15 protein-coding genes are annotated in these 14,504 nt (G+C 47.0%); all 15 read left to right on the forward strand.

All coding sequences use genetic code 11. The annotated features are described in order from the left end of the window. Window positions 1-46 precede the first annotated feature (46 nt). The 15 genes from EPO18_RS01340 to glmS all read left to right on the forward strand — a co-directional run bounded on the left by EPO18_RS01340 (window position 47) and on the right by glmS (window position 14,502). The gene (locus EPO18_RS01340; protein ID WP_292429457.1) at window positions 47-379 is read left to right on the forward strand and encodes a group II intron maturase-specific domain-containing protein; all 333 of its coding nucleotides are present in this window, start codon (window positions 47-49) and stop codon (window positions 377-379) included. A gap of 448 nt (window positions 380-827) precedes the next feature. Next, window positions 828-1,163 (forward strand): hypothetical protein, encoded by a 336-nt coding sequence (locus EPO18_RS01345; RefSeq protein WP_292429460.1) that lies wholly within the window; start codon window positions 828-830, stop codon window positions 1,161-1,163. A 1,485-nt stretch (window positions 1,164-2,648) separates the two neighbouring features. Continuing rightward, window positions 2,649-3,833: a WD40/YVTN/BNR-like repeat-containing protein gene (locus EPO18_RS01350; protein WP_292429463.1), complete on the forward strand. Its 1,185-nt coding sequence runs from the start codon at window positions 2,649-2,651 to the stop codon at window positions 3,831-3,833. Beyond that, window positions 3,785-4,117 (forward strand): MoaD/ThiS family protein, encoded by a 333-nt coding sequence (locus EPO18_RS01355; RefSeq protein WP_292429466.1) that lies wholly within the window; start codon window positions 3,785-3,787, stop codon window positions 4,115-4,117. The genes EPO18_RS01350 and EPO18_RS01355 overlap by 49 nt, the downstream gene beginning before the upstream one ends. Window positions 4,118-4,247: 130 nt before the next feature. Continuing rightward, the gene (locus EPO18_RS01360) at window positions 4,248-4,619 is read left to right on the forward strand and encodes an ATP synthase subunit I (protein WP_292429469.1); all 372 of its coding nucleotides are present in this window, start codon (window positions 4,248-4,250) and stop codon (window positions 4,617-4,619) included. Between the two features lie 25 nt (window positions 4,620-4,644). Continuing rightward, window positions 4,645-5,418 (forward strand): F0F1 ATP synthase subunit A, encoded by a 774-nt coding sequence (gene atpB / locus EPO18_RS01365; RefSeq protein ID WP_292429471.1) that lies wholly within the window; start codon window positions 4,645-4,647, stop codon window positions 5,416-5,418. 44 nt (window positions 5,419-5,462) lie between these two features. Beyond that, entirely contained in the window at window positions 5,463-5,750 is a 288-nt protein-coding gene (gene atpE, locus EPO18_RS01370) for a F0F1 ATP synthase subunit C (RefSeq protein WP_027148646.1), read from the forward strand. Between the two features lie 39 nt (window positions 5,751-5,789). Continuing rightward, window positions 5,790-6,263 carry a F0F1 ATP synthase subunit B gene (locus EPO18_RS01375; protein WP_292429474.1) on the forward strand — a complete coding sequence of 158 codons (474 nt, stop codon included), beginning with the start codon at window positions 5,790-5,792 and terminating at the stop codon, window positions 6,261-6,263. A 5-nt stretch (window positions 6,264-6,268) separates the two neighbouring features. Next, window positions 6,269-6,799, forward strand: a complete 531-nt coding sequence (locus tag EPO18_RS01380) for a F0F1 ATP synthase subunit delta (RefSeq protein ID WP_292429477.1) — start codon at window positions 6,269-6,271, stop codon at window positions 6,797-6,799. A gap of 20 nt (window positions 6,800-6,819) precedes the next feature. Continuing rightward, on the forward strand, window positions 6,820-8,361 hold the full coding sequence (gene atpA, locus EPO18_RS01385) for a F0F1 ATP synthase subunit alpha (RefSeq protein WP_292429481.1): 1,542 nt from the start codon (window positions 6,820-6,822) through the stop codon (window positions 8,359-8,361). Window positions 8,362-8,373: 12 nt separating this feature from the next. Continuing rightward, window positions 8,374-9,237, forward strand: coding sequence for a F0F1 ATP synthase subunit gamma (gene atpG / locus EPO18_RS01390; protein ID WP_292429484.1), 864 nt, complete (start codon window positions 8,374-8,376; stop codon window positions 9,235-9,237). Between the two features lie 61 nt (window positions 9,238-9,298). Beyond that, window positions 9,299-10,678: a F0F1 ATP synthase subunit beta gene (gene atpD / locus EPO18_RS01395; RefSeq protein WP_292429487.1), complete on the forward strand. Its 1,380-nt coding sequence runs from the start codon at window positions 9,299-9,301 to the stop codon at window positions 10,676-10,678. A 25-nt stretch (window positions 10,679-10,703) separates the two neighbouring features. After that, on the forward strand, window positions 10,704-11,126 hold the full coding sequence (locus EPO18_RS01400; RefSeq protein WP_292429490.1) for a F0F1 ATP synthase subunit epsilon: 423 nt from the start codon (window positions 10,704-10,706) through the stop codon (window positions 11,124-11,126). Between the two features lie 150 nt (window positions 11,127-11,276). Then, complete coding sequence (glmU, locus tag EPO18_RS01405) at window positions 11,277-12,647, forward strand: bifunctional UDP-N-acetylglucosamine diphosphorylase/glucosamine-1-phosphate N-acetyltransferase GlmU (protein ID WP_292429493.1); 1,371 nt, start codon at window positions 11,277-11,279, stop codon at window positions 12,645-12,647. A gap of 1 nt (window position 12,648) precedes the next feature. Then, window positions 12,649-14,502, forward strand: coding sequence for a glutamine--fructose-6-phosphate transaminase (isomerizing) (glmS, locus tag EPO18_RS01410; protein ID WP_292429496.1), 1,854 nt, complete (start codon window positions 12,649-12,651; stop codon window positions 14,500-14,502). Window positions 14,503-14,504: the final 2 nt, after the last annotated feature.

Consider the following 14,504-nt stretch of genomic DNA (forward strand, 5'->3'; position numbering starts at 1 on the left):
GGCCGCCGTTTGGAACAGATTATCGCAGAATTAAGAAAAGCCCTGCTTGGTTGGGCAGGTTTTTGCTCCTGCAAAACCTGCATTTCCATCATCCATGACGGTCAAAGCTTACTTTGGCATTGCCGAAGTGATGAGCCCTCTGCGAGATATCGACAAATGGATACGACGCAAGTTACGCTGTTATATCTGGAAGCAATGGGGAAAATCGGGCTATCGGGAATTGCGCAAACGAGGGGTATCCGTGCGAGAATCTTGGAATACCAGTAAAAGTGCGCATGGCCCGTGGCGTTTATCGAAAACCCCGGCGTTATCGCTGGCGTTGCCGGCGAAGGCATTTGCACAAATGGGGCTGCCCGTCTTAGCGGAGCGGCAGGTATGAATCATCGAACCGCCGTGTACGTGATCCGTATGCCCGGTGGTGTGGGAGGGAGGAGCCGCAAGGCTTCTTCCTATCCCGATTAGCACGTCTACGGGGATAAGTTGTGGGTCACATATCAACATGGAAGAGCATTGCTATCGCAATCCTGATCGCTTATCCCTTCGTTATGCAATGGCTAGTTAACTTAGATCGTGCCAAAGGATTGCTATGGTTTTTTTTGCATCAGTTGTATTACGTTCCTGTTGCCTGGATTGGTCCTCCGCTGTTTGTGCCGGATTCGGAAGTGGGTTTTTGGGTGCAACCGTCTGGCCGTATGTTAACGGCCATCCTATACTTGGCACTTGCCGTGCTAACATGGCGCTCAACCGGAGCGCGGTTATAATGCGGTTTTGTTTTTTAGCTTTCCGGGCCGCGCCCGGTTAGCTCTACGTTAGACAAAGAGGTACTTATGGACCAAATAGAAGAAAACCTAGACTCTACCGAAAATAAAAATTTCTTTGCCAAGTTAAAAGACGGAGATTTTGGTCTATCCACAACCTACTGGGGCTTTGGAGTACTCGGATCATTTGTAATTCGGTTTTTGTTTAGTACCATTGGCCAAGCTTCTGCCTCTATGTTTTTAATCCTTTTTGCAATTGCAACGGTTTACATGGGAATTGTATGGCTTGGTATTTGGCGAGCCGCTGACAAGTTTGAAGGCAATGAAATATGGATAGTTGCATCCAAAATAATGGTTGCAATTGGTGTTCTTGTACATATAAACAATATTTTTGGCTTTATTTAGGTAAAGTGGAATCAAACTGCTTTTCTAGCTTGGCCTTAGGCGCACAATCCAACGGGCAGTGTTCCAAATGTTTGATAAATTCAATTGCTTTTGGCCTAACATGGCGGTCAAAAGGGACGCGCCGCCCGTTGGCGGTTTTGAAGGTTTGGTTTTAAATTACGGTTCGGTGGCTTCGCTAAAGCTCATGCATGCGGCGTGCCCCTTACCTCCACGTTAGGCATTATGGAATGAATGTGTTGGCTTTGGCTTGCCTTCATCAGCCTCAGTGGTTACGGTAAGGTTTCGTTTGTGAGCGGTTCTGCTATTGTCAGCCATGCGTTTGCGTCATGCGCGGGGCAGTGCTACTGTTTTGGTTTGGCTTAGGTGCGCCGCGCACGACGCAAGCCGCGAGTCCTGTGTTGGTTTAGCGTCCAGTGCGTTGTTTAGGCTTTTTGTCCAAGGTAGTTTGGCTTTCATCGTGCTTCTTGGCCTAACATGGCGCTCAAAGGGACGTGCCGCCTCATGGCGGTTTTAAAGTTTTGTAATTTATCAAGCTTTGGGGCTTCGTTTAGCGTCCGTGAGCGGCACGCCCCTTAGCTCTACGTTAGGCAATAGAATGCAAACATCGTTCGTGTTAGCTTTTTCGTGGTTGGTCATATGCTACATCCTCTCATCTTTTATCTTATGGTGTGCTGAAAGGAAGTTAGATCAGGCCTCGAAGGACAATTTAATCCAAGTGCGTCGCCCACTACGACCAGTTCCTTTCGTCTTTGTGTCTCTATTGTTTCTTGTGATATGGTTAAGACCTTCGAGTATATGGGCTTTCCTACCTTTAGGCGGTTCACTTGTATCTATTCTGGCCTTATGGAAATTTCGACGCTCATCGTTACCACAAACATTCAAGTTTGCATATACTTGGGCGATTGTGGTTTTACTTGCCGGTATTTGCGGTTCTAGCTTCGTTGTGGGATGGCTGACTGGTTTTTCTATATAGGAATAAATAGGCGTCGCAGTAAAATAAATGCCTAACATGGCGCTCAACCGGAGCGCGGTTATAATGCGATTTTATTTTTTCAGCTAACCCGGCCGCAGCCGGTTAGCTTTACGTTAACCTGCAGCAAAATCAAAGCGCTTGCGGCATTCCTTTCGGACGTTGTAGCCCCGTTCGTTCTTAGCTACTTGCGTTGTGCTCTTTTGACCGGTTTTGGTGTTGTTTGCAACAGGCCATCCGTCCGGTATCGGCTTTCACCGGCGTAGCGCAAGCCTTTGCGGAGCTTCCCGGACGGGCTTTTTCAGCCAGGCAAAGCATTGCCGGTGGCTGAGGTTGGTTGTACAATCGAGCCGGCATAGCGGTCAAAGGGACGCGCCGCCCGATGGCGGTTTTACAGGTTTTGCTTTTAAATCGGGTTCGGCGGCTTCGCTAGCTTCCTTCAGTGACGCGGGCCATGCCTTTAGGTTATGTGCCGCTGTTGATCCATCTATCCGCGTAAGCACGAGGTTAAACCAATGTCCGACATAATTCTTTTAGGTACCCGCAAGGGTACGGTGATATTTGATCGTTCGAATTCGACTTGGCGTCCTCGACCCATTGCGCATGCGGGTATTCCCGTATGTTATGCAGCTCGCGATCCGCGCGACGGTACGCTGTGGGCTTCCCTGGATCATGGCCATTGGGGGCCTAAACTGTCTCGTTCGCGCGACGGCGGTGCGACATGGGAGAATGTGCTGTCGTTGAAGTACCCGCAAGGCGCACGCTACATCGTCAAGTACCTGCCGACGCCGGATTTCGACCCGGAGGCACCGGCGGGGCAGCCGGAATATAAGGACGCTACCGTGTTCAAGATATGGAATCTAGCGTTTGGCCATGCCGGGCAACCCGGCAGGCTGTATGCCGGCACGATTCCCGGCGGTTTGTTCGTCAGCGATGACGGCGGCGACAGTTGGGTGCTCAACCGGCCACTGTGGAATCACGAAAGCCGCGGCGGCGATCTGTTCACCGGCGAGGCGACCAGCAAGAACCTTTGGGGCGGCACGCCGGCCAGCATTGATTATGGAGTGTTCGAACCGGGCATCCACTCGATCGTTCTCGACCCGCGCAATTCGAACCGTATCCACATTGCAGTGTCTTCAGCCGGCGTGCTGGAAACCGCCGATGGAGGCCTAACTTGGCAAAGTCGTAACCGCGGAATGCGGATGGATTATCTGCCGAATCCGGAAGCCGAGTGGGGCCACGATCCGCATTTTGTGACGGGCTGTCCGGGGCAGCCGGATCATCTCTGGCAGCAGAACCACTGCGGCGTGTTTTACAGCGATGACAGTGCCCAGAACTGGAAAAAAGTCAGCATGCCCGATGCCGGCGTGCATTTCGGCTTCCCGATTGCCGTCGATGAGCACGACGGGCTTACCGCATGGGTTGTCCCCGCCCATGCAGACTCGCAGCGGATGGCGATTGGCGGCGGTCTGTATGTCGCCCGAACCACGGACGGTGGGCAGACCTGGCAATCTTTTCGCACCGGCCTGCCGCAGGATCATGCTTACGACATCGTGCTGAGACATGGGCTTGATATAGCCGGCGATTGTCTCTGTTTCGGCAGCACGACAGGCAACGTTTATCTGTCGGAAGACCGCGGTGAAACCTGGCAATGCCTGGGCAACCATTTTCCGCCGGTCTATTCGGTGCGATTCGGCTAAACGGCATGCCTACGGTAAAAATGACTCAACATCTTTACCGGTTCTTCCCGGCGCTGGAGAATCGTACGGTTACGGTGCAGGCCGGATCGGTTGCCGAAATCCTGCATGCGGTCAACCAGATTGCCCCCGGATTCACCGATTACGTGCTGGACGAACGTGGCGCGCTACGCCGGCACGTCTATCTCAGCGTCAATGACACGATAGTGGTCGACAGAAAAACACTCTCGGATCGTGTACAGGACGACGGGACTGTATACATTTTCCAGGCACTGAGCGGGGGTTGAGTGCTTAGTAAATTTATAGTTTACGCAATAAAGAATTTGATCTAGGGTTAAAACAATATTATTTGTAAGTTAAATTTAATCTTCCTTGATTTAATGAGGGTCGATATATATAATTCCCGAGCTGTTGAGTATGGAGTTGGGTGTGACGGGTACAAGGCGCTCTACTGTCAGTAAAATCATAAGTTATCAAATTCTTTTGATCATAATAATGACGGCAGGATTTGCCTTGGAAGGGGGTAGACCTTACGCTTTATCGGCAGCTTTAGGCGGAGCGGCGGCATTTATTCCCAATCTGTATTTTGCATTGCGGGTATATCGATCCGCAGGGCAGGAAGCAAGAAAGATTGTACGGTCTTTCTATGCAGGGGAATCGGGCAAATTATTGCTAACAGCCGCGCTGTTCTTCATGATTTTCCAGCTCCCAAACATAGAAATATTACCGCTGCTGGCAGTATACATGGCGGCATTATCGGTTTTTTGGTTTGCGCTGCTGATGCGCTGACATTATTTATATTTAGAGAGGAACGATGGCTACCGAAGCTCATGCCGAAGGTGCAACCGGTTATATTATTCACCATTTGACTTCGCTGACCGTGGGCGAGGGTTTCTGGGCATTGAATCTTGATACGTTGTTTTTCTCAGCTGTTCTGGGCGGTCTGTTTGTCTGGTTTTTCAAGATGGCGGCAGACAAAGCGACAGCAGGGGTTCCAGGTCTGGTACAGAATTTTGTAGAAATGCTGATTGAATTTGTCGATACTCAAGTTAAGGACAGCTTTCACGGTAAAAACAAATTAATCGCGCCTCTGGCATTGACTATTTTTTGCTGGGTGTTCTTGTGGAATTTCATGGACTTGTTCCCGGTCGACATATTACCGTTAATCGGTTCGTTGATGGGTATCGAGTATCTGCGCGTCGTTCCAAGTACGGATTTAAATGCAACTTTTGCAATGTCTATTTCCGTTTTCTGTTTAATTATTTTCTATAGCATCAAGGTAAAAGGCCCTTGGGGTTTTGCGAAAGAGTTGATGTTTCAACCTTTCGGTCCATGGCTTTTGCCGTTCAACCTGCTGTTGAAATTGGTAGAAGAAATTGCCAAGCCAATCTCACTGGCACTTCGTTTATTCGGAAACCTATATGCGGGCGAGTTGATCTTCATTTTGATTGCCTTATTGCCTTGTTATCTCCAGCCGGTGCTGAGCTTTCCCTGGGCAATCTTTCATATTTTAATTATCACGCTACAGGCATTCATATTCATGGTTTTGACCATTGTTTACCTGAGCATGGCGCACGAAGATCATTAAACACTTTTTTAACTTTTATAATTAACTAACCGTTTGGAGGTTTCATGGAAATTGCAAAATTAATTGCTGATGTACAAGGCATGACTGCTATTGCAGTAGGTCTGGTTCTGGGTATGGGCGCTTTAGGAACAGCGATAGGCTTCGGTCTGTTAGGTGGGAAATTCCTGGAAGGCGCTGCCCGTCAACCTGAAATGGTACCTATGCTGCAAGTAAAAATGTTTGTTGTTGCGGGTCTGTTGGACGCGGTAACTATGATCGGTGTTGGTTTGGCGCTGTTCTTCACTTTTGCTAACCCATTCCTGTCTGCTGTACAAGCTGCGGCAGCGGGTTAATAGGCTGTTTAACTTTACTAGCAACAAGAGGAACGCATCGTGAGTATCAATGCTACTCTGATTGGGCAAATGATTACCTTTGCACTTCTGGTATGGTTTACCATGAAGTACATCTGGCCGCCTTTATTTGACTCTTTAGAAGAACGTAAAAAGAAAATTGCTGACGGTTTGGCTGCCGCTGAAAAAGGTCAGGAAGCAATGCAGTTGGCGGAGAAAAAGGCCAAGGGCGTTTTAAAAGAAGCCAAAGAACAGTCTTCGGAGATTGTGAATCTGGCTCAAAAACGTGCCAATGAACTTGTTGAAGCATCAAAAGAGACCGCCAAAAAAGAAGGCGAGCGTTTGATTCTTGTGGCAAAGGCGCAAATTGAGCAAGAAAAACAACAGGCTAAAGAAAGTTTACGAAAAGAGGTTTCGGCCTTGGCTTTACGTGCTGCGGAACAGATTCTGAGTGCGGAAATCGATAAAACCAAGCACCAGGATCTCCTGAGCAAAATCTCTAATCAATTGGGTTAAGCATAATGAGCGAACTGGCAACATTGGCAAGACCTTATGCAGCGGCGGTGTTCAAGCGATCCAAAGAAACCGGCAAGACTGAGCAGTGGTCGAAAAGTTTGGCGTTTATATCGGCTGTCTTGAATGATAAAGAAGTTTCTGTGGTAGTCGCTAATCCTAAAGTCAGCAAGGAGCGGTTATCGGCGCTGATGCTCGATATTTGTCAGGGACAGGTAGATGAAGAAGGTGCGAATTTTCTGAAATTACTGGTTCAAAACAACCGGCTAACTCTGGCGCCGACTATTGCTGAACTGTTCGAAGCCTTAAAGGCGGAAAGTGAAGGTTATGTCGATGTTGAAGTTACTACTGCTTATGCTTTCTCCAAAGAAGAAAAGCAAAGTTTTATTTCAACGCTGGAAAAAACGCTAAGCAAAAAAGTCCATATGAATGTGACCGTGGATAAATCATTAATCGGTGGCGTACTGGTACGTGCAGGCGACAGAGTGATTGACGGTTCCATTAAAGGCCAGCTTCAACAATTAGCAAAACGACTCTAAACCAGAGCGAGAAACAGAATATGCAATTAAACCCATCTGAAATAAGCGATCTGATTAAAAAGAAGATCGAAAACTTCGACCTGAGCGCTGAGTCTCATACAGAAGGTACTGTAGTCAGTGTGACTGACGGTATTGTACGCGTACATGGTCTTTCGGAAGCAATGCAAGGCGAAATGCTGGAATTTCCCGGTAACACCTTTGGCATGGCGCTTAACCTCGAAAGAGATTCTGTGGGTGTGGTGGTATTAGGTTCGTACCAACACATCTCTGAAGGCGACACCGTAAAATGTACTGGAAAAATTCTTGAAGTGCCTGTCGGCGAAGCATTGCTGGGCCGTGTTGTTGACGCGCTGGGTAATCCTATCGACGGCAAGGGCGCGATTGAAACAAAGCACACTTCGCCAATTGAAAAAATTGCACCCGGTGTAATTGCCCGTCAATCGGTTGATCAACCCGTGCAATTGGGTTTGAAATCTATCGATGCGATGATTCCGGTAGGCCGTGGCCAACGGGAATTGATTATTGGCGATAGACAAACCGGTAAAACAGCTATCGCGGTTGATGCGATCATCAATCAAAAGGGCACAGGTATTAAATGTATCTATGTCGCCATCGGCCAAAAACGCTCATCGATTGCTAACGTAGTACGTAAGCTTGAAGAGCATGGCGCAATGGCTCACACGATTATAGTCTCTGCATCGGCATCGGAATCGGCGGCCTTACAATTTATCGCGCCATATACCGGTTGCTCAATGGGTGAGTATTTCAGGGATCGCGGTGAAGATGCGCTGATCATTTATGACGACTTAACCAAGCAAGCTTGGGCTTATCGTCAGATTTCTCTATTATTGCGTCGTCCTCCAGGTCGCGAAGCGTATCCAGGGGACGTGTTCTATTTGCATTCCCGTTTGTTGGAAAGAGCGTCACGCATTAACGCAGCAGAAGTTGAGAAGTTGACCAAAGGCAAGGTGAAAGGTAAAACAGGGTCATTGACCGCGTTGCCTATTATTGAAACCCAAGGCGGCGACGTATCGGCTTTCGTACCGACTAACGTAATCTCTATTACCGATGGTCAAATCTTTTTGGAAAGTAACTTGTTTAACTCAGGCATACGCCCGGCGGTGAATGCTGGTTTATCGGTATCACGTGTAGGCGGCGCAGCTCAAACCAAGATCATCAAGAAATTGGGTGGCGGTACACGTCTTGATTTGGCCCAATACCGTGAGTTGGCGGCTTTTGCCCAGTTTGCATCCGATTTGGATGAAAACACCCGCAAGCAGATTGAACGCGGTCAACGCGTGACCGAACTGATGAAGCAGAATCAATATTCACCGATGTCGGTCGCTCAAATGGCGGTTTCATTGTTTGCCGCTAATGAAGGTTTCCTTGATAGCGTGGAAGTTAACAAAGTGCTTGCTTTTGAGGCTGCCTTACAGTCGTACATGACGTCAGAGCATTCTGAATTGATGAACAACATTAATGCAACTGGCGATTTTAGCGATGACATAAGAAAGGGTATGCTGGCTGCAATCCAGTCTTTCGTCAAAACTCATAGCTGGTAAAAGGGTCTTAAGATGGCTGTTGGTAAAGAAATACGCAGCAAGATCGGGAGTATTAAAAACACTCAAAAAATTACCCGTGCAATGGAAATGGTTGCCGCGAGTAAAATGCGCAAAACAAAAGACAGAATGCTGGCAACACGCCCATACTCTATAAAGATTGGCCAGATTATCAAACATCTGGCTCATGCAAATCCAGAGTATAAGCATTCTTTTCTTGTTGAACGCCCGGTTAAGCGAGTCGGCATTATTGTAATAAGTTCTGACAGGGGGTTGTGCGGAGGACTGAATTCAAATTTATTCAGAAAAACCCTGACTCAAATAATGCAATGGGAAAAAGCAAATATTGAAGTCGATATTTGCACGATAGGTACCAAAGCGTTCGGTTTTTTCGGCAATCTGAAAACAAATCTTGTCGGACAAGTTTCTAAATTGGGTGATACACCGCATCAGCATGACATTATCGGCATCATTAAAATCATGTTAGATGCTTATGCAGAGGGTAGAATCGATGAATTGCATGTTGTATATAATGAATTCGTTAATACCATGACCCAGAAGCCTACTATCGAAAAATTACTGCCAGTCGTCGCCGGTGAGCTTGATGAAGGTTTAAACGGTCATTGGGATTATATCTATGAGCCTGATGCCAAGGAAGTTTTGGATCATCTGTTAACCCGATACACTGAGTCTATCGTTTATCAAGGTCTGGTTGAAAATAATGCCTGTGAACAGGCGGCCCGAATGGTGGCGATGAAGAGTGCTTCGGACAATGCGGGAAACATTATCAGTGAGTTACAGCTGATATATAACAAAGCCCGGCAAGCCGCAATCACTCAGGAAATTTCAGAAATTGTTGCTGGTGCTGCAGCTGTTTAAGGCTCTCCTGAGCTAGTCGAAGGACCCAGGTTAAAATGACACAACACAAGAGGACAACTCAATGAGTTCGGGTAAAATCGTTCAGATTATCGGCGCGGTCGTAGACGTGGAATTTTCACGTGCAGACCTGCCCAAAGTATATGACGCCTTAAATGTAAAAGGCAAAGGCTTAGTGCTGGAAGTTCAGCAGCAATTAGGCGATGGTGTGGTCAGAACGATCGCTATGGGTTCAACCGATGGATTAAGCCGAGGCTTGGACGTCAGCAATACCAACGCGCCGATTGCGGTACCGGTCGGTCAGGAGACCTTAGGGCGCATTATGAACGTGCTGGGCGAGCCTATCGACGAAAAAGGTTCTATCGGTGAAAAAGTAAAATGGGGCATACACCGTGAAGCGCCTAGCTATGCTGAGCAGGCTGCGGCAACCGAGCTGTTGGAAACCGGTATCAAAGTTATCGATTTGGTCTGTCCGTTTACCAAAGGCGGTAAAGTCGGATTATTTGGCGGCGCCGGTGTTGGTAAAACTGTTAACATGATGGAATTAATCCGTAATATCGCGATTGAGCACAGTGGTTACTCGGTATTTGCCGGCGTGGGCGAGCGTACTCGTGAAGGGAACGACTTCTACCACGAAATGACCGATTCAAACGTAATCGACAAAGTATCGCTGGTTTACGGACAGATGAACGAGCCGCCGGGAAACAGACTGCGCGTTGCGTTGACCGGTTTAACCATGGCCGAATATTTCCGTGATGAAGGCCGTGATGTTTTATTCTTTGTTGATAATATCTATCGTTATACATTGGCAGGTACTGAAGTATCGGCGTTATTAGGCCGTATGCCATCAGCGGTAGGTTACCAGCCGACACTGGCCGAAGAAATGGGTGTATTGCAAGAACGGATTACTTCAACTAAAACAGGTTCTATTACGTCTATCCAAGCGGTTTATGTACCTGCGGACGATTTGACCGATCCATCGCCTGCAACTACTTTTGCGCATTTGGATGCGACTGTAGTGTTGTCACGTCAAATTGCCGAATTAGGTATTTATCCTGCGATTGACCCTCTGGATTCTACTAGCCGTCAGCTGGATCCATTAGTCATTGGACAGGAGCATTACGACGTGGCTCGTAAAGTTCAAGGTATTTTGCAACGCTATAAAGAATTGCGCGATATTATTGCAATCTTAGGTATGGATGAATTATCTGAAGAAGATAAATTAACCGTTGCGAGAGCGCGTAAAATGCAACGATTCTTGTCTCAACCTTTCTTCGTTGCCGAGGTATTTACCGGTTCACCTGGTAAGTATGTATCATTGAAAGATACGATTGCCGGTTTTAAAGGCATTATTGACGGCGAATACGACGCTATTCCCGAGCAGGCTTTTTATATGGTGGGTACCATAGACGAAGTGCTTGAGAAAGCAAAAGGTATGAAATAAGCTATATATCTAATAGGTATCAATCATGACCATGACCGTACACGTAGACATCGTTAGTGCAGAAAAGGAAATATTTTCCGGATTGGCGGAAATGGTGTTTGCTCCTGCTGAGCTCGGCGAAGTGGGTATATCGCCACGGCATGCGCCGTTAATATCCAGACTTAAACCTGGTGAAGTCCGGGTAAAAGTCAGCGATAAGGAAATTTATCCGTTCTATGTGTCGGGAGGTATGCTGGAGATACAACCGCATGTGGTTACCATTTTGGCTGACACGGCTATCAGAGCGAAAGATATTGACGAGGCGGCTGCGATAGAAGCCAAAGCCAGAGCGGAAGAAGCATTGGCGGATAAGTCCGGCAAAATTGATTTTGCAACAGCTCAGGCACAATTAACGGATGCCGTTATGCAATTAAGGACATTGGATAGACTTAGAAAGCGCGGCGGGTAGTTGGGATATACACGGTATATCTTTAGCTTTTTTAGAAGCCCGGTACGTGTAAGCGCTATCGGGCTTTTTTGGTTTCACGTCAGGCTGTCCTGCCTGACGCCCTTTGGGTAAATGCAAATCTGTTCCAGACAGATTTGTAACGGAGTATCTATGAAAATAACAACCATTATTCTGGCAGCGGGTAAGGGAACGCGTATGCGTTCGGAACTGCCCAAAATTTTACACGAAATTGCCAACAGACCATTGCTGAGACATGTCTACGACACAGCTAAGCAATTGGAAAATAATACTGTTAAGGTTGTTGTCGGCCATGGTGCAGAGTTGGTCACAGGCGCTTTAAGTCACTTAGATGCCGATTGGATAGAGCAAAAGCAGCAGTTGGGCACAGGACATGCCGTGCAACAGACTAGCGATCAAATTGCCGATTCCGATACTGTTTTAATACTATATGGCGATGTGCCATTACTGAAATTAATAACCGTTAAGCTATTGATAAGTAATGTTAATGACCGGTCGATGGCTTTACTCACAGTGAATCTCGCCAATCCAACCGGTTACGGCAGAATAGTTCGAGATGCCGCCGGCCAGGTTATAAAAATTGTTGAAGAAAAAGATGCGACAACAAGCGAAAAAAAGATCAATGAAGTTAATACCGGTATTATGGCGGTGCAAGGAAAGCAATTAAAGAAATGGTTGAGCCAGTTAAACAACCACAATGCGCAGGGCGAATACTATTTAACTGACGTGATTGAAATGGCGGTAGCCGATCAAATCAATATCGTTACCAGCCAGCCTGAAACTGAGGATGAAGTGCTGGGCGTTAATAATCGTATACAGCTCAGCCACCTGGAGCGTGTCTATCAGCAAGAACAAGCCTATAGTTTGATGGAACGAGGCGTTACCCTAAAAGACCCGATGCGCTTTGATCAAAGAGGTTCAATAGAAAATCTGGGGCAAGACATAGAAATCGATATTAATGTGATTTTAGAAGGGAAAAACAGCATCGGCAGTCATGTCAAAATAGGCGCCAACACCCAAATAAAAAATTCAATCATCGGCGACCATGTGGAAATTTTGTCAAATTGCGTGATAGAAGATGCAGTTATAGGACAAGGCAGCCGAATCGGTCCTTATGCCAGACTCAGGCCTGAAAGTGTTTTGGCTAACGATGTTCATATCGGTAATTTTGTAGAAATAAAGAAATCGTCGGTAGCATCGGGCAGTAAAATAAATCATTTAAGTTACATCGGCGACACGACGGTGGGCAGTAAAGTCAATATAGGCGCCGGCACCATTACTTGTAATTATGACGGCGTTAACAAGTTTAGAACCGTTATTGAAGACGGTGCTTTTATAGGTTCCGATACCCAGTTGGTCGCTCCGGTTACGATAGGTAAAAACGCTACGATAGGTGCAGGATCGACGATTACCAAAGACAGTCCTGAGAATCAGTTAACTTTAAGCAGAGCCAAACAGATGTCCATTACAGGATGGCAACGACCCGTTAAAAAGGAGATATAACATGTGCGGAATTGTAGGTGGCATCGCGCAACGAAATGTAGTGCCAATTTTATTGGAAGGTTTGAAGCGGCTGGAATATCGAGGTTACGATTCAGCTGGATTGGCCGTCATTAACAATCAGCAAATCTACCGGAAACGCGAGCTAGGCAAAGTAAAAGGCCTGGAAGCGCTGTTGGAGGCCGATCCCATCTCAGGCCATATCGGCATAGCGCATACCCGGTGGGCTACTCACGGCAAACCCAGCACCGCTAATGCGCATCCGCATATTTGCCGGCATAAAGTGGCGGTAGTGCACAACGGTATAATTGAAAACCATGAGCATTTAAGGGAAGTGCAGCAGCAACTGGGTTACGAGTTTACTTCGGAAACCGACACCGAAGTGATTGTGCATGAGATATATCATGCTCTGGAATCCCTTCAACTAGACTCAGGACAGACCAGCGACGGATTGCTTAGCGCAGTTAAAAAAACTGTAAAAAAGCTTGATGGCGCTTATGCATTGGGAATCATGAGCACTGATAATCCCGATACGCTGATAGCATGCAGAAAAGGCAGTCCGCTAGTTATCGGCGTCGGGATAGGCGAATATTTTATCGCCTCGGACGTGGCGGCATTACTCCCTGTCACACAACGTTTTATTTTTCTGGAAGAGGGCGACATAGCGGCGATCACTATTAACGGTCTGGTTTTTTATGACCTGCATGATCAGTTAGTCAGTCGCCCGATCATAGAAAGCCAGTTGACTGCCGATTCTGTCGATAAAGGAGAATATCGGCATTACATGTTAAAAGAAATTTACGAGCAGCCTTTTGCAATTTCGCAAGTTCTGGAAGGCCGGTTCATCAACAATCGTTTGCAGGAAAGCGCATTCGGCCATAACGCCGCCGAAGTGTTCGATAGCATAAAATCCATTCAGATTTTAGCCTGCGGCACCAGTTATCATGCCGGGCTGGTGGCGCGCTACTGGTTTGAAGAATTAGCCCACATTCCTTGTAACATCGAAGTAGCCAGCGAATTCCGTTATAGAAGTCCGGTAATAGATCCGGATACACTGATTGTCACTATCTCGCAATCCGGAGAGACCGCCGACACACTGGCGGCATTACTGGAGGCCAAGAAGCTGGGAGCAAAATATTCTTTAGCCATCTGTAACGTGCCGGAAAGCTCGTTGGTCAGAGAATCCGATTTGGTATTAATGACCCGTGCCGGCCCTGAAATCGGCGTTGCATCGACCAAAGCATTCACTACACAGCTGACAACCTTCATGTTGTTGGTCATTGCGATAGGCAGACGTTTTCATCTGACTGATATAGTGGAGCAAAAAATTACTTCGGAATTATTCAGCTTGCCGGGCAAAATTGAAAAAGTATTACAATTGGATGATGAAATAAAAGCCCTGTCCGAGCAGTTTGCCGAAAAACAGCATGCTTTATTTCTAGGTAGGGGAACTCATTATCCGATAGCGATGGAAGGCGCGTTAAAATTAAAGGAAATTTCCTATATTCATGCCGAAGCCTATCCGGCTGGCGAGCTAAAACACGGCCCTTTGGCATTAATCGATGCAGAGATGCCGGTAGTGACTGTAGCACCAAACAACAGCCTGTTGGAAAAACTAAAATCAAATATACAGGAAGTCAGCGCCCGAGGCGGGCAACTGATCGTTTTTATGGATGAAACATTAGCCGCAGCAAATGATGAAAATGTACAGATTGTAAAAATACCCCAAGTCGGCAATGAGATTTCACCGATTGTGTACACCATCCCGTTACAACTGTTGGCTTATCATGTCGCCGTTTTAAAAGGTACGGATGTCGACCAGCCCAGGAATCTTGCCAAGTCGGTTACGGTGGAATAGAA

Origin of the sequence: Methylobacter sp. (genome assembly GCF_004322395.1) — a bacterium.
Taxonomy (GTDB): domain Bacteria; phylum Pseudomonadota; class Gammaproteobacteria; order Methylococcales; family Methylomonadaceae; genus Methylobacter_A.